This is a genomic window from Hydrogenophaga sp. (assembly GCF_030651625.1).
Lineage (GTDB): Bacteria > Pseudomonadota > Gammaproteobacteria > Burkholderiales > Burkholderiaceae_C > Hydrogenophaga.
This window is the reverse complement of record NZ_JAUSCF010000024.1, coordinates 125,237-142,866: the sequence shown is the minus strand read 5'-3', so window position 1 is coordinate 142,866 and position 17,630 is coordinate 125,237. Positions and strand designations below refer to the sequence as shown.

The 17,630-nt window shown below is 64.2% G+C and carries 16 protein-coding genes; 6 read left to right on the top strand and 10 right to left on the bottom strand.

Translation table 11 applies throughout. From position 1 onward, the window contains the following. Positions 1-5: 5 nt before the first annotated feature. The 3 genes from Q7V46_RS11650 to Q7V46_RS11640 form a co-directional block, all read right to left on the bottom strand. Complete coding sequence (locus tag Q7V46_RS11650) at positions 6-1,232, bottom strand: multidrug effflux MFS transporter (protein ID WP_304913711.1); 1,227 nt, start codon at positions 1,230-1,232, stop codon at positions 6-8. Between the two features lie 169 nt (positions 1,233-1,401). Continuing rightward, positions 1,402-2,193, bottom strand: a complete 792-nt coding sequence (locus Q7V46_RS11645; RefSeq protein WP_304913710.1) for an alpha/beta hydrolase-fold protein — start codon at positions 2,191-2,193, stop codon at positions 1,402-1,404. 123 nt (positions 2,194-2,316) lie between these two features. After that, entirely contained in the window at positions 2,317-3,060 is a 744-nt protein-coding gene (locus Q7V46_RS11640; protein ID WP_304913709.1) for a hypothetical protein, read from the bottom strand. Between the two features lie 65 nt (positions 3,061-3,125). On the opposite strand from Q7V46_RS11640, the gene Q7V46_RS11635 reads away from it, so the two are divergent. Continuing rightward, entirely contained in the window at positions 3,126-3,593 is a 468-nt protein-coding gene (locus Q7V46_RS11635; RefSeq protein ID WP_304913708.1) for an EVE domain-containing protein, read from the top strand. Positions 3,594-3,604: 11 nt separating this feature from the next. Here Q7V46_RS11635 and Q7V46_RS11630 read toward each other — a convergent pair whose 3' ends face one another. Both Q7V46_RS11630 and Q7V46_RS11625 read right to left on the bottom strand, forming a co-directional pair. Next, positions 3,605-3,883 carry a DUF2277 domain-containing protein gene (locus Q7V46_RS11630; protein WP_304913707.1) on the bottom strand — a complete coding sequence of 93 codons (279 nt, stop codon included), beginning with the start codon at positions 3,881-3,883 and terminating at the stop codon, positions 3,605-3,607. Positions 3,884-3,986: 103 nt separating this feature from the next. After that, entirely contained in the window at positions 3,987-4,415 is a 429-nt protein-coding gene (locus Q7V46_RS11625) for an ankyrin repeat domain-containing protein (protein WP_304913706.1), read from the bottom strand. Positions 4,416-4,592: 177 nt separating this feature from the next. Here Q7V46_RS11625 and Q7V46_RS11620 point away from each other — a divergent pair, with 177 nt between their 5' ends. Next, the gene (locus Q7V46_RS11620) at positions 4,593-4,889 is read left to right on the top strand and encodes a type II toxin-antitoxin system MqsR family toxin (RefSeq protein ID WP_304913705.1); all 297 of its coding nucleotides are present in this window, start codon (positions 4,593-4,595) and stop codon (positions 4,887-4,889) included. 2 nt (positions 4,890-4,891) lie between these two features. Continuing rightward, positions 4,892-5,293: a type II toxin-antitoxin system MqsA family antitoxin gene (locus tag Q7V46_RS11615; protein ID WP_304913704.1), complete on the top strand. Its 402-nt coding sequence runs from the start codon at positions 4,892-4,894 to the stop codon at positions 5,291-5,293. A gap of 55 nt (positions 5,294-5,348) precedes the next feature. Here the strand turns inward: Q7V46_RS11615 and Q7V46_RS11610 are convergent, their stop codons facing one another. The 3 genes from Q7V46_RS11610 to imuA form a co-directional block, all read right to left on the bottom strand. Then, positions 5,349-8,681 carry an error-prone DNA polymerase gene (locus Q7V46_RS11610; RefSeq protein WP_304913703.1) on the bottom strand — a complete coding sequence of 1,111 codons (3,333 nt, stop codon included), beginning with the start codon at positions 8,679-8,681 and terminating at the stop codon, positions 5,349-5,351. Positions 8,682-8,840: 159 nt separating this feature from the next. Further along, positions 8,841-10,145: a DNA polymerase Y family protein gene (locus tag Q7V46_RS11605; protein WP_304913702.1), complete on the bottom strand. Its 1,305-nt coding sequence runs from the start codon at positions 10,143-10,145 to the stop codon at positions 8,841-8,843. Continuing rightward, positions 10,090-10,914, bottom strand: coding sequence for a translesion DNA synthesis-associated protein ImuA (imuA, locus tag Q7V46_RS11600; RefSeq protein ID WP_304913701.1), 825 nt, complete (start codon positions 10,912-10,914; stop codon positions 10,090-10,092). Before imuA ends, Q7V46_RS11605 begins: the two co-directional genes overlap by 56 nt. A gap of 276 nt (positions 10,915-11,190) precedes the next feature. On the opposite strand from imuA, the gene Q7V46_RS11595 reads away from it, so the two are divergent. The 3 genes from Q7V46_RS11595 (at position 11,191) to Q7V46_RS11585 (ending at position 14,904) form a co-directional block, all read left to right on the top strand. Then, a complete protein-coding gene (locus tag Q7V46_RS11595; RefSeq protein ID WP_304913700.1) occupies positions 11,191-11,691 on the top strand; it encodes a hypothetical protein in 501 nt (166 codons plus the stop codon). 296 nt (positions 11,692-11,987) lie between these two features. Then, positions 11,988-12,944 carry an RNA polymerase sigma factor RpoH gene (rpoH, locus tag Q7V46_RS11590; protein ID WP_304913699.1) on the top strand — a complete coding sequence of 319 codons (957 nt, stop codon included), beginning with the start codon at positions 11,988-11,990 and terminating at the stop codon, positions 12,942-12,944. Between the two features lie 181 nt (positions 12,945-13,125). Then, positions 13,126-14,904, top strand: a complete 1,779-nt coding sequence (locus Q7V46_RS11585; RefSeq protein WP_370690335.1) for a 7TM diverse intracellular signaling domain-containing protein — start codon at positions 13,126-13,128, stop codon at positions 14,902-14,904. A gap of 222 nt (positions 14,905-15,126) precedes the next feature. Here Q7V46_RS11585 and lysS read toward each other — a convergent pair whose 3' ends face one another. Together lysS and Q7V46_RS11575 are read right to left on the bottom strand one after the other, a co-directional pair. Beyond that, the gene (gene lysS, locus Q7V46_RS11580; protein ID WP_304913697.1) at positions 15,127-16,674 is read right to left on the bottom strand and encodes a lysine--tRNA ligase; all 1,548 of its coding nucleotides are present in this window, start codon (positions 16,672-16,674) and stop codon (positions 15,127-15,129) included. A 220-nt stretch (positions 16,675-16,894) separates the two neighbouring features. Next, entirely contained in the window at positions 16,895-17,611 is a 717-nt protein-coding gene (locus Q7V46_RS11575) for an ABC transporter ATP-binding protein (RefSeq protein WP_304913696.1), read from the bottom strand. Positions 17,612-17,630: the final 19 nt, after the last annotated feature.

The following is a 17,630-nucleotide window of genomic DNA, read 5'->3' as shown; positions in this document are numbered from 1 at the left end:
GTCCCTCAGTGCGCGGCACGCACCGGCCCCGCCGGTTTGGGCTCCACCCGGCGCAGCAGCACCTGCGCCACCAGACCCAGCATGGCCAGACCAATCATCAGCCAGCCCAGGTTCACCGCGGTCTCGTGCGTGAACAAGCCCACCGCAAAACCACCCACCGCACCCAGCATCTGCTGCATCAAACCCGCCACCGCAGCGGCCGAACCGGCCAGTGCCGGCACCAGACCCACCGTGCCGGCGAGCGCCGGCGGCACCAGGAAGCCGTTGCCCACGCCCAGCAACATCAGCGGCAGGGCGAAGGCCAAGGGGGTGTTCAGCCCGGCGAGCGCCAGCACCAGCATCAGGCCAATGCCCCCCAGGGTGAACCACTGGCCCAGCCACATCATGCGGCGGTCACCCACGCGGTGCACCAGATGGGTGGTGAGGTAATTGCCCAGGATGTAGGAACCCGGCACAAACATGATGTAGAAACCGATGCCGTCGGGGCGCACGCCGTAGCTGCCCAGCACGATGGGCGCGCCACCCAGAAAGGCGTAGAAAGTGGCGGTGGTCATGGCCAAAATCGACACGTAAAGGATGAACGCCGGTTCCCGGCCCAGCTGGGCGTACGACGACACCATGGCCCGCAGCCAGTGCGGCTGGACCGTGGTCGATGGCCGGTGATCCGGCAGGCCGCGCCAGGCCGCCACGAACAGCACCACCGCCAGCCCGGCAATCAACACAAAGTTCGCCTGCCATCCCAGGCGCACGTGCAACTGCCCGCCAAGAATCGTGGCCAACGGTGGGCACAGGCCCATGGCCATGCCCACGTAAGCCATCACGCGGGTGCGTTCGGGGCCCTGGAACAGGTCCTGCACCATCGCGCGCCCCACCACCATGCCCGCAGCACTGCCGGCACCCTGCAACACACGCGCGGCAATCAGCGTGGCCATGTCGGTGGACAGCGCCGCCAGCACCGACCCCGCACCCGCCACCGTGAGGCCGAACAACAAAACGTTCTTGCGCCCCAGCCGGTCTGACAAAGGCCCGTAGACCAGTTGCAGCAGGCCATAGGCCACCACATAGCCACTGAAGGTGAGCTGCACGGCGGCCTGCGTGGAGCCGAGCAGCGCGGCCCATTCCTGCATGGAGGGCAGGCAGATGGTCATGGCCAGCAGGCCAAACGCCAGTTGGCCCAGCAGATTGGCGATGAGCAGACCGTGCGGGGCCTGGCGGGTGGGGGATGGAATCATGGGGGAGGCGAGAGCGGCGGCAACTCGCCGCCGACATGGCAGTCGGAAAATTCTGGTTCGAGGCGGCCTGGCGTGCAGGAACAACAACCTCCGCTGAGGCTACCCGGATTTTGCTCCCTCTGCCCACCTGCCCGCCGATAGGCTTTCGACCAAGGCTGGCCGACCGTTCTCAGGGCTTCAGTGGCGCCCGCTCCAGCGCGTCGGCCCACATGGCCTTCCAGGGCGACCAGTCATGGCCACCGGGCGCGCTGAGCAGGCGTTCGGCTGGCAGCACCTTGTCGAGCAGTTCGGGGAAGGGCTCCAGCCGGTCACGGGTGCCGTAGCCGATGAAAAGCGGTGGGCGAACTTGCGCGGGATCGGCGTAGCCCTTCAGCCACAGCAACAGGTCGCGCTGGTAATCGTCGGCCTTCAGCGGCAGCGTGGGTTGCCAGCTTGCCAGCCCGCCGGCCTGGGCCACCTCGGCCAGCACATCGCGCGACGCGATGAAGGGCGCCAGCGCGATCACCCCTTCGATTTCGCCGGGCGCACTTCTGGCGTACATCAGCGAGCCGAAACCGCCCAGCGAGATGCCGGCCAGCCAGATCGACTCATAACCACGCGCGCGGGCCGTTGCCATCACATCGGCACGCAGGCGGTCTTCGAAACTCCGGTTGCGGAAGTAGCCCACATGCGCGTCGGCCACCACCACATCCACCGTGGGATGGCGCGCACGCACCTGCTCCACAAATCCTTCTCGCACGATGTCCTGCGGCACTTCCTGCGAACCCGGCAGGAACACGATGAGGGTGCGGCCCGGCTGATTGGGTGAAGCGGGCAACCACAGCGCCTCCATGGGCACCTGCGCGGCCCGTGGCAAGGCACAGCCACCGAGCAGGCCAGCAGCGACAGCAGTGAAGATCCAGAGCACACGCCTTGCGCGATGACGAAGGCTTGAGACGGCAACGATGTCGTTGGTGGGCATGGGCACAATCAGAAAAAAACACGGAGGGAGGCAAAGGCAGTGTGGCACTGCGTCGACTCCCCCGGATCATTGCCCTGCAAGGCCCCGCACCTTTGCGGGGCTTGGCCCACGTGCACGACCAATTCAGACGTGCGACGCCACCAACGCCAGACCTTCGTCCACCATGGTCTGCACGTCTTGCTCTGTGCGCATCGGTGCCGGGCGGGCTACATACACACGGCGCGGCAACACCAGTACCCAGGGCCGGTCAGCAATGCTCGCCCCCGCCTTTTGCACCAGCGCCTCCAGCGACTTCGACCAGCCATCTCCCAGCAACCACATCGCCTGCGGCACATCGGCAGCCATCACCATAAAGCCTGGCAGCCCAGCGGCCTCCACCGGCTTGAGCAGGCGAGCATCCACCTCAAGCCCGGCTTCTTCTCCGAAGTACGCGTCCAGCCCCTTGTCCAACGCAAAACCGGCGGCCTTCTGCGCCATCGACGCCAGCACGCCTTCGCTTTGCGCCAATTTCAGCATCGGGTTCTGTGTATCCGTGGGCACGCCAATGAACAGCACGGGAGAGGCCGGGCCGCGAAAGGTATCGGCCCACCACACCGCCCTGTGCACCTGCGTATTTTTCGAGCGCTTGCTCCTGCGGTGGAGGCGGTATTCCAGCGTCCAGCGTGTGCCGACAGTGACGCCTTGCCAGCGCAGGCTCTGCAAGCTGCCGCTTTGCTGTGCATCGAAGCTCCACCCGCGCGTCACAGCGGCTGTGCGCAAGCTGTCTTCACGCTGCTGGCGTTCCCGGGCTTGCCTGCGTGCAAGCCATACCACCAGCACCAGCGGAAAGGCAAAAAACAGCAGCAAAGGCCACAAGGTATCCAGCATGGGCGCAGCCTACGGCAAGTCGGCCGCTTTGAGAAGCCGTTGACAGATTGGCCTAAGATCCCGCCATGACCGCCTACTGGCTGATGAAATCCGAGCCCGACGAGTGCTCCATCGACGACGCCCTGGCCGCCCCGAAAGCCACCGTACCCTGGACCGGCGTGCGCAACTACCAGGCCCGCAACTTCATGCGCGACGCCATGCAGGTGGGCGACGGCGTGCTGTTCTATCACTCCAGTTGCCCAGAACCGGGCATCGCAGGCATCGCCCATGTGGCTTCGGATGTGTACCCGGACCCCACCCAGTTCGACCCCGAATCCCCCTACTTCGATCCCAAGTCAAAGCCTGATGCGCCGCGCTGGCTGCTGCGAGATGTGAAGGCCGCAAAGAAGACGCGGTTGCTCAGCCTGGCCGAAATGCGCGCCACACCCGAGCTGGCCGACATGGTGGTGCTGCAGCGTGGCAGCCGGCTCTCCATCACACCGGTGAGTGCGGAGCACTGGCGGTGGATCACGGAGCGGATGCTGGGTAGTTGAGGGTCGACACATCAGTGGCGCGTCACGACAAAGCGCTGCACCGATCGCTCACGTGACTTTTGCGCCTCCACCTCGCGGTTCTTGGGTTCGGCGTTCGTCACCATCGAACGGATGAGCCGACGTGCCGATTCCGCCACCTCGGCCACAGCGCGCTCGAACGCTTCTTCGTTCGCTTTCGACGGCACGCTGAAGCCGCTGAGTTTGCGCACGAACTGCAGCGAAGCGTCACGAATCTCCAGCTCACTGGCGGGTGGTTCGAAGTTGAACAGCGTCTTGATGTTGCGGCACATGGTTCACTCCTGCGGTGGCAATGGCACCATGGTACTAAGCCGCTGGCGCGGCTTCAACCCGTGGGGAGCGGTGATGTGAAACGAGGCTTGCGATCTCAGACGGTCAGGTCGATCTGGACGAAGGCGATGTCTTGGCGATGCGATCCCAATCCCGCAGCGTCTGCTGAAGGCGGTTTTTGGCGTCGGGGTGGCCTTTGCTGAACGCATTGTTCAACCGCTTTCTCAGCGCTTCATCGGGTGCTGATGCACCCGTGGCCTTGAGCCGGTCGATCAGCAGCATGACCGTCTGAAAGCTGTTCGATGGGATCGCCAGCTCCAGCATGCTCTTGCCATCGTCGGTCAGGTCGTGCACGTTCGCACCGTGCTCGACCATGTACTTCACCACCCCGGCCTTGCCCTCCCGGCAAGCCCAATGCAGGGGCACCAGGCCCCCCTCCAGCCGGGCCGTGAAATCGACATCGGGGGCAAGCAGTTCGGCGGCCAGCGGCCATGCCGAGGCCTTGATCATTTGCTGGTGTTTCCAATCGGACATCGGATGGGTGGGGCGTCTGCGCGCTGTGAGTTCGAGAGCGCTGCAGTCTCTCACACAAGCGAATGCGGACAGACTGCGACGGGGCATCAGTCCACCACCTCCCAACCGATCTTCATCAATACCCTACTTGCCAAATTTAACCATTTTGGTTAATCTTTCAGCAAAAAGGGAGTAGGGATGGAAAAAGGCACGCCGCATTGCAAGCTGCAGGTGGTCAAAAGCTTGGTGAGCGCAGGGCAAGTGAAGTCCACGTTTTCGGCTTTGGCTGGCGCCGCCGCATTGGGACTGGACTTCGAAGGCATCATGGCTGTGGTGATGGCGCTGACCCCAACAGACTTCTACAAAAGCATGACCACCCACGCCGACCACCGCATCTGGCAAGACGTGTACCGCCCCGCCACATCGGTGGGCGATGTCTATCTGAAGCTTACCGTCGTTGACGACGTGCTCATCGTGTCTTTCAAGGAACTCTGATCATGAAATGCCCTGCCTGCGGCGCTGCGAAACTGGTGCACGACACCCGCGACATGCCCTACACCTACAAGGGCGAAACTACCGCCATCCCGGGTGTTACAGGCGACTACTGCCCTGCCTGCGGCGAAGCGGTGCTCGACTCTGAGGCAGCCGCCCGCGTCAGCACCGCCATGCTGGCGTTCAACAAACAAGTGAACGCCACCATCGTGGACCCTGCCTTCATTGTCAACGTGCGCAAGAAGCTCGCACTGGACCAGCGTGAGGCAGCCGAGATTTTTGGGGGTGGTGTGAATGCGTTTTCCCGGTATGAGAACGGCAAGACCAAGCCGCCGCTGGCGTTGGTGAAATTGCTCCAGGTGCTGGATCGACATCCGGAGTTGTTGACTGAAATTCGCTCCGCTTAATTTGAAGGTGCCAAACGTTATGACTGACGATGAACGGCTACCCGCCTAATCACGCTCAATGAAAATCCCGACTCTCCGTCGCGAGCCTGCCCAGCAGCGGCGTCAGGTCTTCCAGGTGGCCGGCGATGAGGTTGCACACCTCGCCTTCGCGCTGCCACACGCCGCGCACGGCCAGCAGCCTTGAGCGGATGAGTTCGGTGCGCTGGCGGTCGCGCAGGGCTTTCCAGACGATGACCTGCACCACGCCGGTTTCGTCTTCCAGCGTCACGAAGACCACGCCTTTGGAGGTTTCGGGCTGCTGGCGGCCGGTGACGATGCCGCAGGCGCGCACCAGTTTGCCGTTGGGCAGACTGTTCAGGGTTTCGGCGGTCATGAAACGACGGGCCTGCAGGCGCTCGCGCAACAGGGCCAGCGGATGGCGGCGTAGGGTCAGGCCCAGGCTGGCGTAGTCCCAGACGATGGCTTCGCCTTCGGGGGCTTCGGGCAAGGCCAGTGAGGCTTCGTCCACCGGTGCTTCCTTGAGCAGCTCGGGAGGGGCCTTGAGTGCAGCGGCGTCCCAAACCTGCTGGCGGCGGTGGCCACTCAGGGATTGCAGCGCGTCGGCGGCGGCGAGTTGCTGCATGGTCTGCCGGTCCAGCTCGGCGCGGCGGGCAAGGTCTTCTGGGTCAAGGAAGCCCCCCCCCGCGCCGCTTCGCGTCACCCCCCCAGGGGGGCCACACCTGCGGCCCGGCGAAGCCGGTTCCGTGCGGTGTGCTGGATCGGCTCCTTCACGCGCGGCGACGATGCGTTCGGCGGTGTCTTTCGACAAGCCACTGACCATGCACAGACCCAGGCGCACGGCGGGCATGGTGGACTCGGGAACAGCCCTCACCCCAACCCTCTTCCGATGGCGGGAAAGTGAGTTAACGGCATGGGCGTTGGCTGGGGCTTCTGGTGGGCCGGCCCTCACCCCTGCCCTCTCCCAGAGGGAGAGGGAGTCGGACACTTCGCTCGGAGGAGTTGCCTCTTCCAGCGTGCAGTCCCAGTCGCTCACCATCACGTCCACCGGCCGCACTTCCACGCCATGGCGTTGTGCGTCCTGCACCAGCTGGCTGGGTGAATAAAAACCCAGCGGCTGGCTGTTGAGCATGGCGGCAAGGAACTCGGCCGGGTGGTGGCGTTTGATCCAGCAGCTGTCGTAGACCAGCAGCGCGAAGCTGACCGCATGGCTTTCGGGAAAACCGTAGCTGGAAAAACCTTTCACCTGTTCCACCACGCGCTTGGCGAAGTCCAGCTCGTAGCCGCGCTCGGTCATGCCGTCGATCAGGCGGTGTTCGTACTGTCCCAGGCCGCCCGTGCGCTTCCAGGCACCCATGGCGCGGCGCAGGCCGTCAGCCTCACCGGGGGTGAAGCCGGCCGCGATGATGGCGATCTGCATGCACTGCTCCTGGAACACGGGCACACCCAGCGTGCGCTTCAGCGCAGCGTCCAGACCCTTGGGATAGTCCACCGGCTCTTTGCCTTGCCGACGGTTCAGGTAGGGGTGCACCGCACCGCCCTGGATGGGGCCGGGCCGCACCAGCGCCACTTCGATCACCAGATCGTAGAACTCACGCGGGCGCAGGCGCGGCAGCATGCTCATCTGTGCGCGGCTCTCGATCTGGAACACGCCCACGGTGTCGGCGGCGCAGATCATGTCGTAGGTGGCGTCGTCCTTGTCGGGGATGTCCTGCAGGCGAAATTCAAAGCCCTTGCGCTGGCTGATGAAGGCGAGCGACTTGCGGATCGCGGTGAGCATGCCCAGCGCCAGCACGTCCACCTTCAGCAGACCCATGGCGTCAAGGTCGTCCTTGTCCCATTCGATGACGGTGCGGTCGGCCATGGTGGCGTTTTCGATGGGCACCAGGCGTGAGAGCGGGCCGCGCGTGAGCACGAAGCCGCCGGTGTGCTGAGAGAGGTGGCGCGGAAATCCCATGAGCTGGCCGGTGAGCATCACCAGCTGGCGCACGGCCAGGCTTTCGGGGTCGAGCCCCGCTTCGCGGATGCGCTCGGGCGCAAGGCCATCCACGTCCCACCAGCGGTGGCCGCTGCCCAGCACGTCGAGCGCGGTTTCATCAAACCCCAGCGCCTTGCCCACGTCTCGCAGGGCGCTGCGCGGGCGGTAGCAGATGACGGTGGCGGTGAGTGCGGCGCGCTCGCGCCCGTATTTGCGGTACAGGTACTGAATGACTTCTTCGCGCCGTTCGTGCTCGAAGTCCACGTCGATGTCGGGTGGTTCGTTGCGCTCTTTCGATATGAAGCGCTCGAACAGCACCGAAGCGCGCGCCGGGTCCACTTCGGTGATGCCCAGGCAGTAGCAGACCACACTGTTGGCCGCAGATCCCCGACCCTGGCAGAGGATGTTCTGCGAGCGCGCAAAAGCGACGATGTCGTACACGGTAAGGAAGTAGTGCTCGTAGCCCAGCTCGGCAATCAGCGCCAGCTCGTGCTCCAGTTGTTGCCGTTCCTTGGCCGACGTGCCTGCGGGCCAGCGCCGCCGCGCACCTTCCCCGGTCAGGCGGCGCAGGTAGCTGGTGGGCGTTTCATCGGATGGCACCACTTCGCTGGGGTACTGGTAGCGCAGTTCGTCGAGCGAGAAACTGCAGCGCTCGGCCACATGGAGGGTCTCGCTCAGCAGCTCGGCCGGGTAGCGCTGGGCCAGGGCCGAGCGCAAGCGAAGGTGTTGCTCGGCGTTTTGCGCCAGCGCAAAACCGCAGGCGGTGAGTGGCTGGCCGATGCGCGTGGCAGTGAGCACGTCGTGCAAGGGCTTGCGCGAGCGCAGGTGCATGCGCACGTCGCCCACGGCCACCAGCGGCACGGCGGTAAGTTCGCTGCTCTGGCGCAGCTTGTGCAGCAGCATCTCGTCATCAAGCCGGCGCAACTGTTCCACGCCCAGCCAGCAACGGCCCAGGAAGCGCTGCAGCAACCACCGCGCCATGACGTCCATCTGCGCCTGGTCGCAGGCGCGGTCGGGCACGGCGATGGCCAGACAATCGTGCAAGGCATCGGCATCCACACCGTCCAGCCCCAGCCGGTACGTGCCCTTGGGTGCCGAGCGGCGCAGGCGGGTGATGAACTCGCAGAGGTTGCCGTAACCGTTGAGGTTGGTGGCCAGCACGACCAGGGTGAACGGGGTGTCGCACTGCACCTGGAACTGGCTACCCACCAGCAGTTTCAGCCCCTGCTTTTTCGCGGCCACATGCGCGCGCACGATGCCGGCCATGGAGCATTCGTCGACCAGGGCCAGGGCGCTGTAGCCCAGCGCCTGGGCGCGCTCCACCAGCTCTTCAGGTTTGCTCGCGCCGCGCAGGAAGCTGAAGTTGGAGAGGCAGCGCAGTTCGGCGTAGTTGGGGAGGGCGGCGATGTTCATGAGCGCCTCTCCGGACTGAACATCACACCGGGGCGCCGTCTGTCACGCAAGAAGCAACACCCATCCAGAGACACCGAGGAACCGGCTCTGCCGGGCCTCAGATGTCGCCCCCCTTGCAGGGTGGTGGCGCCAAAGGCGACGCGGGGGGTGTTCTTCATGCTATGCAAAGTGCCCATGCAGAAACCACGCAGGCGCCTCATCCAGACGCGTCTGAAACACCCACAACACCCCCGCCTGCTGCGACAGCGCCACCCAGTAGTCGCGCACCACATTGCGCGCGATGCCGGCCGCCTCATCGCGGTCCCACCAGCCGCCCTCCACCCGCTGCGGCCCCAGCAGCAACTGCAGTTCGCCCTGGTAAATGGGCCGGTTCCCGCGCACGGCCAGCTTCAGCGGCATGGGCAGCACAAACGTGGGCTGCGGCAGGTCAGGCGCGGGGGCGGGCTTGCGCGGCAACGGCATTGGCGCAGTCTGCCAGTGGCACATCCATTCCTGCCGATGGTCTTCGCGCAGCACCGGGCGCAGCACCCGCTGTGGCCCCAGCCGCGCGGCCAGGCGCTCGAGCACCAGGTGCAGCGCTTCGCCCTGGCGCACCGCGTCGGGCAACAGGGAAGCACTGCGCTCCTTCAGCCGGTGCACCTCTTGCGCGTGCAACGCCAGGTCGCCCACCGGTGCGAGCAGTTTCACCTGCGCCAGATGCTCGGCCAACAGGCGGCACAGGTGCTCGATGTCGCGCGTGGGTTCGGCCGTGCGGATGGTGATCTCGCCGCCTTCGCCTGCTGCCCTGGACCGCATGGCGTCGTGCGCCCAGCGCAGCGTGAACGCCGTGACGCCGCTGTGGCGCGCGGCCAGCCAGCCACTCATGACCAGCAGCAGGCGACGTGCGCCAAACAGCAAGGCTGGCGCATCGTCCACGCGGAACATCAGCTCCAGCCGTTCATGAAAGTGTTCCGGCAGCGCCACCCACTGGTGCACCTCAGGGGCCAGGCCGTAGGCCTGGTCAAGGGCAGCGAGCAGGTGCTTGTCAAACCGCCGGGCCATGCCGCCACGCGGCAAGCGCCGCACGTCGCCCAGAGTGCGGCAGCCGATGTGTGCCAGCGTGAGCCGGTGCGGGTGCACGGCACTCAGGCATTCCATGGGCAGCGCATCCAGCAGCACGGGCAGCGGCTGGCGAAAACCGTTTTCAATGCCGGCACGCGCCAGCGCCAGCGCCGCCAGGCTGTTGGGCGCCCAGGCCAGCTGACTCACGCCCAGTTCGCGGCCTTCGCTCCACACGCGGTCGCGCAGCGCTCGCCGGCCCCCGAACAGGCGTACGCTGCCTTCCACCTCCATGAGCACGGCACCGTCAGCGACGGCCACGCGGGGCGTGAATTGCAACGCCCAGGTGGCCAGCGCACGCAGCGCCGCGTCAGTGGAAGAGGCTGTGTCGTCGGCGCTGGGGAGCAGCAGGGCTGACCACAACATCGTCTGTCTCTCTGGGAACGATCAAGGCGCTGGGCAGGCGCAAGCGGGGCGTGAGCACGGACGCCAGCCCGCCGGGCACCGACGGCAGGCGCAGGGCCTGCAACAGCGGCGGCCCCTTGCGCTTGACGATGTCGATGTGCAGCTCCCAGTCCAGGCCGACCCGGGCCTGCAGCCGGAGCGGCGCAGCCGACGACACCTGTGCCGCCGACGCGGGCCGACACAGAAACACCGGCCCTTCGCATCCGGACGCCAGCACCTGAAGGCGGCGCACCTGCTCCTGCCGAGCCTGAGGCAACCAGGCGATCAAGGCGCCGCAGGCGTTGGCCTTGATCAGTTGTTCGGTCGCCCACAGGCGTTCCGGCGCGGTGTCGGCCTGCACCCAGACCAGGTGGCGCTCGGAAATGCCCTCGGACCGCAGCCCCGGCAGGTGCGGCTGCTGTGGCGGCCCCACCACCACCACGCTGCGCCCGGCCGCACACACCTGCCGCAGCAGCGGCCCCAGCAGGCGCCATTCCAGCGTGCCGCTGTGCGGACTCAGGATGTCGGTCACCGCATGGCCGGGCCAGCCGCCACCGGGCAACTGGGCATCCAGCTCGGCAAAACCACTGGGCCACACCGCCGACACCGGGCTGCCCAGCTGATCGCCCCGCCACAGCGCCGCCGCCACGGCCGCAGGCAACCCACCCGGCGAGAGCGCCGGGCGACGGGCGGCGGGGTTGCGCTCAATGGTCAAAACGCTGGGCGAAAGGGATTCAATGTTGGCTGACATGGCGATGAAACTGTATGCATGTACAGTATCCGAAAGCCGGCACACTGTCCAGCAACACCTTGGGTTGCCAACGGGTCCGGTGGGCCAAAGTCACGTCATCCTCGCTGGAAATGGACCGACACAGCCTTTACTGAAAGGTCTTCGGTTACATCTGCAGCGTGAACGCTGCAAATCAAAAAACTTCCTGCGCCAGAATGGCATCACTTGAACAGGTGCTCTCCCGGTCACCTGCCCCCTCCCCTGTGATGCATTGCTCACTTCTTTCAGGATATGGATATGAAAACGCAACTCCGCCATGGTTTCAAACTGGTCACGCTGAGCTTGGCCATCGCGGCACTCACCGCTTGCGGCGGCGGTAACGACGACCCCCTCCCCAACGATCCATCGGACGACGTGGTGTCCAAATACATCGGCTCCTGGCTCAGCGAGTGCTATGACGACAAAGGTGCTTCGGCCCACCTGCGCGCCGACTTCACCAAGGCATCGGCCACCGGCTTCACAGGCGAAGTGGTGGCCTATGCCTACATCGGCACTTCGTGCTCCGGTCCTGCCGTGCGAGTCGAGAAAGTGTTCACCCGCATGGTGATGTCTCACGACGGCACCAAGGCGGTGGGCGCCGTGACCGCCGACAAGTTCGCCGGAACGTCGGACCAGGGTTCTGCGAAAGTGTTGCTGCAAGTGAGCGGCAACACCCTTCAGATCGGCAACCCATCTGCTGCCAAAGACAGCCAGGGCTACCCGAACGCTTTCTACGACCGCTCTTTGTCGCGCCTTTGAAACCCACGGGAACACCGGTCACCGGGCCAGGCATCACCGCCAGGGGAGACCTGGTTTTTCATGCAGACAGCCCTCTGGATGTACAGGCTCGGCTGAAACCACGCCAGCAAACGAAAAAGACGTAAGTCATTGATTTACAAGAAATCAGCTCCCCGGCTGGCTTCTTCGGCACCCAGGATGTCCGGAATCACGGCATTAGGTACGGCTCACCATGCGGTCAAGGGAACCAATCTATTAGCACTCTGTCTCATGGAGTGCTAACATCATTGGAAGACAACCTGAGGAGGGTTCTGAACATGTCTGCATCCCTTGCCCCCGCCATTTTGCCCACCGCCACCCTGGCGGTGGCCAGCCCATGGGCCAGCCGCTCGCTGACGCTGCCCGCCCTGGGCAATCTCGACGCCTACATTTCGGCCGTCAACCGCATGCCCATGCTCACGCTGGACGAAGAGCAAAGCGCTGCCCGCCGCCTGCGTGACGATAACGATCTCGAGGCCGCTGGCCAGCTGGTCATGTCGCACTTGCGCCTGGTCGTGTCCATCGCGCGCCAGTACCTGGGTTATGGCCTGCCGCACGGCGACCTGATCCAGGAAGGCAATGTCGGCCTGATGAAGGCGGTCAAGCGCTTCGACCCCGACCAGGGCGTGCGCCTGGTGAGCTACGCCATGCACTGGATCAAGGCCGAGATCCATGAGTACATCCTGAAGAACTGGCGCATGGTCAAGCTGGCCACCACCAAGGCGCAGCGAAAACTGTTCTTCAACCTTCGCTCACGCAAACAGGGTTTCCGCTCCGAGGCGCTGAACGGCGACACCCACCGCGAGGTGCTTTCCGACACCGAGGTGGGCGTGATGGCTCGCGAGCTCAACGTGAAGCCGGAAGAAGTGCGCGAAATGGAAACCCGGCTCTCGGGCGGCGACGTGGTGCTCGATCCCTCACCAGGTGACGACGGTGAAGACAGCTTCGGGCCGATTGCCTATCTGGCAGATGCCCACCACGAACCCACAGCGATGCTGGAATCTGCCCATCGCGACCGGTTGGCCACCGAAGGCATCGCACGGGCCATGAGCGAGCTGGACGACCGTTCGCGCCGAATCGTGAGTGAGCGCTGGTTGAAGGTCAACGACGATGGATCGGGCGGTATGACGCTGCACGAACTGGCCGCCGAATACGGCGTGAGCGCAGAGCGCGTGCGCCAGATTGAAGTGGCTGCCATGAAGAAAATGCGCAAGGCCCTGGCCGAATACGCCTGATCGCCCCTTCCGCGATGGTGCCATGCAGGCACCCATCTCGCCACACGAAGCCCCGAGCCAGTCAGCTGTCTCGGGGCTTTTTCATGCGGTTGGCGTCACCCATCAGGCCGGTTGACCTCCACAGCGAGGCAACCGTCGGAAGGTTGAATCGACCGCCTTCTCAGGCAGCACACAATCGCACATGCTTTCCGTCCGAAAAACGCATTCATTCGAGACCCGTTGTGTGCTCGTCAGGCTGTTCCATCAGCTCAGGCTTTTGACGCTGTGCCTGTTGTTCCTACCCTCTGGCGCATGGGCCCAAGCCGCTGTCCTGGAACCAATTGTCCTCAGTGGAGCGAAAACCAGCATTCCGCTGGCCCAACGCAGTCTTTACTGGGTGGATCCGGATGGCGACAAAACGGTGCAATGGGTTGAGGCACACCAGCATCGATTGCCCTTCGCCGTGCGCGACCAGCAGCACAGGGTGAACCTGGGAGAGAGAGCCGCGCTGTGGGTGCGCTTTGACGCCCAGGTGAAAGACAACCTCGTTCACTGGGAGCTTGAGCTGGCCCATTCCGGTACCGATCTCGTCAGCCTTTTCCACCGTGCGGCCGATGGTCAATGGAACGAACAGCGAGCCGGTGACAGACTGGCTGTGAACGACTGGGTGTATGCCGACCGCTTTCCCGTGATGGCGCTGGACACGCGAATCGACGCTCCAGTCACCTACTGGGTTCGGATCGAGCACGCCCGCGTGCCGTTCTCGGGTCCGCTGACCATCCACAACCACAATACCTTGCGGGAACTTCGCATCCATCAGCAATTTTTGCTGGGTGCCTATTTCGGCATGGTGTTGCTGCTGGCAACCGTCGCCATTGCCAATGCTGCGGTGTTTCGAGACAGCAGCTTTGCTTTTTACGCGGCCTACATCACGGTGCTGGGTCTGGCGCTGGCTTCCTCGCTTGGCGTGGCAGGTCAGTTCCTCTGGCCCGGTTCTCCGCGCTGGAACGGCATGGCCGAATTTGTGCTTTTGCCCATGGTGGCTGTGGTGGGGCTGCTTTTCGTGCGGCATGTGGTTCAGCCTCGCAGGCTGGGTCGTGGCCTGAACCAGACGGCGCTCGCACTGGCCACTGTGCTCTTGCTTCTGGTGGTGTGGGATCGGCTGGCGCCTTCAGCATTCAGCCTGCGAGCGGTGACCCTGGGTGGCGCTGCGACGATGGTTCTGGTCTATGCGATGCTGTGGGCCGCCTGGCGTACCGGCGATCGATGGGTCCGCTGGATCGCGCTGGGTATCCTGCCCGTGCTGCTGACCGGTACGCTTCCGGTCATGCGCAACCTGGATCTGCTGTCGTCCGGGTTTCTGTCGCAATACGGCATGGTGATCGCGGCCGCCATCGAGGCGCCCCTGCTGTTCTACGGGTTGTTGCAGCGCTCGTCCATTCAGCACGAAGCCCAGACCCGTGCCCGCGCGCTGGCCCTGACCGAACCGCTCACAGGCCTGACCAACCGCCACAACGGCATGCTGCGGCTGCACGAAAGCCTGGTGCGCGCGCAACGCTACCACCATTCCATTGCCCTGCTTCTGATCGACCTGGACAACCATGCCTGGTTCGAACGCGAGCACGGCCGCGAAGTGGCCGATCGGGCGCTGGTGCTCACAGGCTCGCTGCTGCGGGCCGTGGCACGCGATGTGGACACCGCCACGCGCGTCGATGACAGCAGCTTTGCACTCCTGATGGAGGGCCCGATGAGGGCCGCTCAGGCGGTGGCTGCGGCCACCCAGATTCTCGCGGGAGGCCTTCGACCGTCAGCCCAGCTGCCAGTGGGCGCCACGCTGCGCTTCAAGATCGTGGTGGCGATGCTGCCCGAGCCTGGACTGGAGTTGCTGCAAGACGCTCAAGCCCATTTGCAGTGGTTGCGCGGTACCCTGGACGATCTGCGCAAAGACAATCGCAAGAGCATCCACACTGTGAACTTCTAGAACGTTCTTCTGAGGCGCTTGGGGGCGCTTGGGGGCGCTTGCGCTGTCCTGAATTCACAAGCCCTCAGCCCCTCTATGAGGGTCAGCGCGAAGCGCTGCGGGAGCGCCGCACCATCCTGAGCGAAATGCCTTCATCCAGCGCCAGCGACACCCAGGATCCGGCTTTGCCAGTCCGAAGGTGTGCCCCCTTGAGGGGGTGGCGCGCAGCGCCGCGGGGGTGGGTCAAGCCTCCCGGCGCAACGCCGGGAAGAGAATCACGTCGCGGATGCTGGGGCTGTCGGTCAGCAGCATCATCAGCCGGTCAATGCCGATACCGCAGCCGCCAGCCGGCGGCATGCCGTATTCGAGCGCACGAATGTAGTCGGCGTCATAGAACATGGCTTCTTCGTCACCGCCGTCCTTGGCCGAAGCCTGGGCCTGGAAGCGCGCGGCCTGGTCTTCGGCGTCGTTGAGTTCCGAAAACGCATTACCAAATTCCCGGCCGGTGATGTAGAGCTCGAAGCGCTCGGTCACTTCCGGATTCGCATCATTGGCGCGGGCCAGTGGCGAGATCTCGGTGGGGTGATCCATGATGAAGGTCGGGTTCCAGAGCTTGTCTTCGACTTTTTCCTCAAAGTACATCACCTGCAAGCTCGGCAGGCTGCGGGTGGAAAGCTGGTGCTTCGCTTCGCTCAAACCCAGCGTCTTCAGCTGCACCTGCAACCAGGCGGCGTCGTCCACCTGGTCACCGGCATCGGTGTATTTCTGAATCGCTTCACGTATGGTGAGACGCTGGAACGGCGACATCACGTCCACCGGCTGCCCCTGATAGCTCAAGGGCACATCGCCATGCACCTGGCGCACCACGTGGCGGATCAGTGCCTCGTTGAAATCCATCAGGTCGCGGTAGTTCCAGTAGGCCGCATAGAACTCCATCATCGTGAATTCCGGGTTGTGCCGGACGCTGATGCCTTCATTGCGGAAATTGCGGTTGATCTCGAACACACGGTCAAAACCGCCCACCAGCAAGCGCTTGAGGTAGAGCTCCGGTGCGATGCGCAGGAACATCTGCTGATCCAGGGCGTTGTGGTGGGTCTCGAAGGGTTTGGCGTTGGCACCGCCCGGAATCGGGTGCAGCATGGGCGTTTCCACTTCCAGGAAACCATGGCTCACCATGAAATCACGGATGCTGGAGAGTGCATGGCTGCGCGCCACGAAACGCTTGCGGGCCGACTCGTCGGTCATCAGGTCGACATAACGCTGGCGGTACTTGATCTCCTGATCGTGCACGCCGTGAAACTTGTCGGGCAGCGGCCGCAGGCTCTTGGTGATCAGGCGGATGTTGTCCGCGTGAATGGTGAGCTCACCCGTGCGGGTGCGCATGAGCACACCTTCCACCGCGATGATGTCGCCCAGGTCCCAGTGTTTGAACGCGGCATGCACCGCCTCGCCCACGCTTTCGTTGTTCAGGTAGATCTGGATGCGTCCGCCAGATGGGCCAAAGGACGCGTCCTGCACCGTGGCAAAGCTCGCCTTGCCCATCACCCGCTTGAGCATCATGCGGCCAGCCACGCTGGCCCGCACCGGCGTGGCTTCCAGCGCCTCTTTCGACGTTTCACCGTGCAAGGCAAACAGCTCGGCGGCCTTGTCCACCGGTTTGAAATCGTTCGGAAACGCAACGCCCTTGCCCTGCCGCTGCGCCTCCCGAAGCGCTTTCAACTTTTCCCGACGCTCGGCAATCAGCTGGTTGTCGTCGGCGGCAGGAAGGGACGGTGCGTGATCGATGGTCATGGTGCTCTGCAATGAAAAACGGGTTGCGCTAGAAAAGCGCAACCCGACATTGTAAGTTCCGGCGGAAAGACACCTTCTCCCAGCATGCGACTGAAGTGTGTCGTGTCCGGCGCGAAGTGTCGCAGACCAGAACGCGGCGGAACCGCCCTTCGACAAAGCTCAGGACGGGCCGCACCGCGTTGCCCCGTGGGGGTGACGCCGCAGGCGGCGCGGGGGGAACTCAGTGTCCCAAATAAGCCTCGCGCACCTTGGGATCGGTCAGCAAATCCTTGCCAGAACCCGTCATGGTGATTTCACCCGAGTCCATCACATAGCCCCGGTGAGCGATCTGCAGCGCCCGCTGGGCATTCTGCTCCACCAGGAGAATGGTCACGCCCTGTGCGGACACATCTCGCACCACCTCAAAAATCTTGTCGACCATGATGGGCGAGAGTCCCATCGAGGGCTCGTCCAGCAGCAGCACCTTCGGCCGGCTCATCAGGGCGCGAGCCATCGCAAGCATCTGCTGCTCGCCACCACTCATGGTGCCCGCCAACTGATCCTTGCGCTCGCGCAGACGAGGGAAGATCACAAACATGCGTTCGATGTCGCTCGCAATCTCCGCCTTGTCGCTGCGAATGTAGGCGCCCATCTGCAGGTTCTCCGTGATGGACATGCGCGTGAAAACGCCGCGCCCCTCAGGCACCATGGCCAGGCCCTCTTTCACCAGATCCCAGGCACCCTTGCCCTTGATGGAATTGCCCATGTATTCGATATCGCCACCTTCAAATGCCAGCGATCCGGTCACCGCCTTCATGGTGGTGGTCTTGCCGGCGCCATTGGAGCCGATCAGCGAGATCAGCTCGCCCTCCTGCACCTCCAGATCGATGCCCTTGACAGCCTTGATGCCGCCATAAGCGACCTTCAGGCCACTGATTTTGAGGAGTGTGTTTGCCATAACCAGATTCCTTGTTCGT

Excerpts from the sequence above, each read along its gene's own strand:
- imuA (WP_304913701.1), bottom strand. The coding sequence starts at position 10,914 with ATGTCAGCCAACATTGAATCCCTTTCGCCCAGCGTTTTGACCATTGAG.
- Q7V46_RS11585 (WP_370690335.1), top strand. The coding sequence starts at position 13,126 with ATGCTTTCCGTCCGAAAAACGCATTCATTCGAGACCCGTTGTGTGCTC.
- Q7V46_RS11575 (WP_304913696.1), bottom strand. The coding sequence starts at position 17,611 with ATGGCAAACACACTCCTCAAAATCAGTGGCCTGAAGGTCGCTTATGGC.
- Q7V46_RS11630 (WP_304913707.1), bottom strand. The coding sequence starts at position 3,883 with ATGTGCCGCAACATCAAGACGCTGTTCAACTTCGAACCACCCGCCAGT.
- Q7V46_RS11595 (WP_304913700.1), top strand. The coding sequence starts at position 11,191 with ATGAAAACGCAACTCCGCCATGGTTTCAAACTGGTCACGCTGAGCTTG.
- Q7V46_RS11650 (WP_304913711.1), bottom strand. The coding sequence starts at position 1,232 with ATGATTCCATCCCCCACCCGCCAGGCCCCGCACGGTCTGCTCATCGCC.
- Q7V46_RS11615 (WP_304913704.1), top strand. The coding sequence starts at position 4,892 with ATGAAATGCCCTGCCTGCGGCGCTGCGAAACTGGTGCACGACACCCGC.
- Q7V46_RS11625 (WP_304913706.1), bottom strand. The coding sequence starts at position 4,415 with ATGTCCGATTGGAAACACCAGCAAATGATCAAGGCCTCGGCATGGCCG.
- Q7V46_RS11605 (WP_304913702.1), bottom strand. The coding sequence starts at position 10,145 with ATGTTGTGGTCAGCCCTGCTGCTCCCCAGCGCCGACGACACAGCCTCT.
- Q7V46_RS11610 (WP_304913703.1), bottom strand. The coding sequence starts at position 8,681 with ATGAACATCGCCGCCCTCCCCAACTACGCCGAACTGCGCTGCCTCTCC.
- Q7V46_RS11645 (WP_304913710.1), bottom strand. The coding sequence starts at position 2,193 with ATGCCCACCAACGACATCGTTGCCGTCTCAAGCCTTCGTCATCGCGCA.
- rpoH (WP_304913699.1), top strand. The coding sequence starts at position 11,988 with ATGTCTGCATCCCTTGCCCCCGCCATTTTGCCCACCGCCACCCTGGCG.
- Q7V46_RS11620 (WP_304913705.1), top strand. The coding sequence starts at position 4,593 with ATGGAAAAAGGCACGCCGCATTGCAAGCTGCAGGTGGTCAAAAGCTTG.
- Q7V46_RS11635 (WP_304913708.1), top strand. The coding sequence starts at position 3,126 with ATGACCGCCTACTGGCTGATGAAATCCGAGCCCGACGAGTGCTCCATC.
- Q7V46_RS11640 (WP_304913709.1), bottom strand. The coding sequence starts at position 3,060 with ATGCTGGATACCTTGTGGCCTTTGCTGCTGTTTTTTGCCTTTCCGCTG.
- lysS (WP_304913697.1), bottom strand. The coding sequence starts at position 16,674 with ATGACCATCGATCACGCACCGTCCCTTCCTGCCGCCGACGACAACCAG.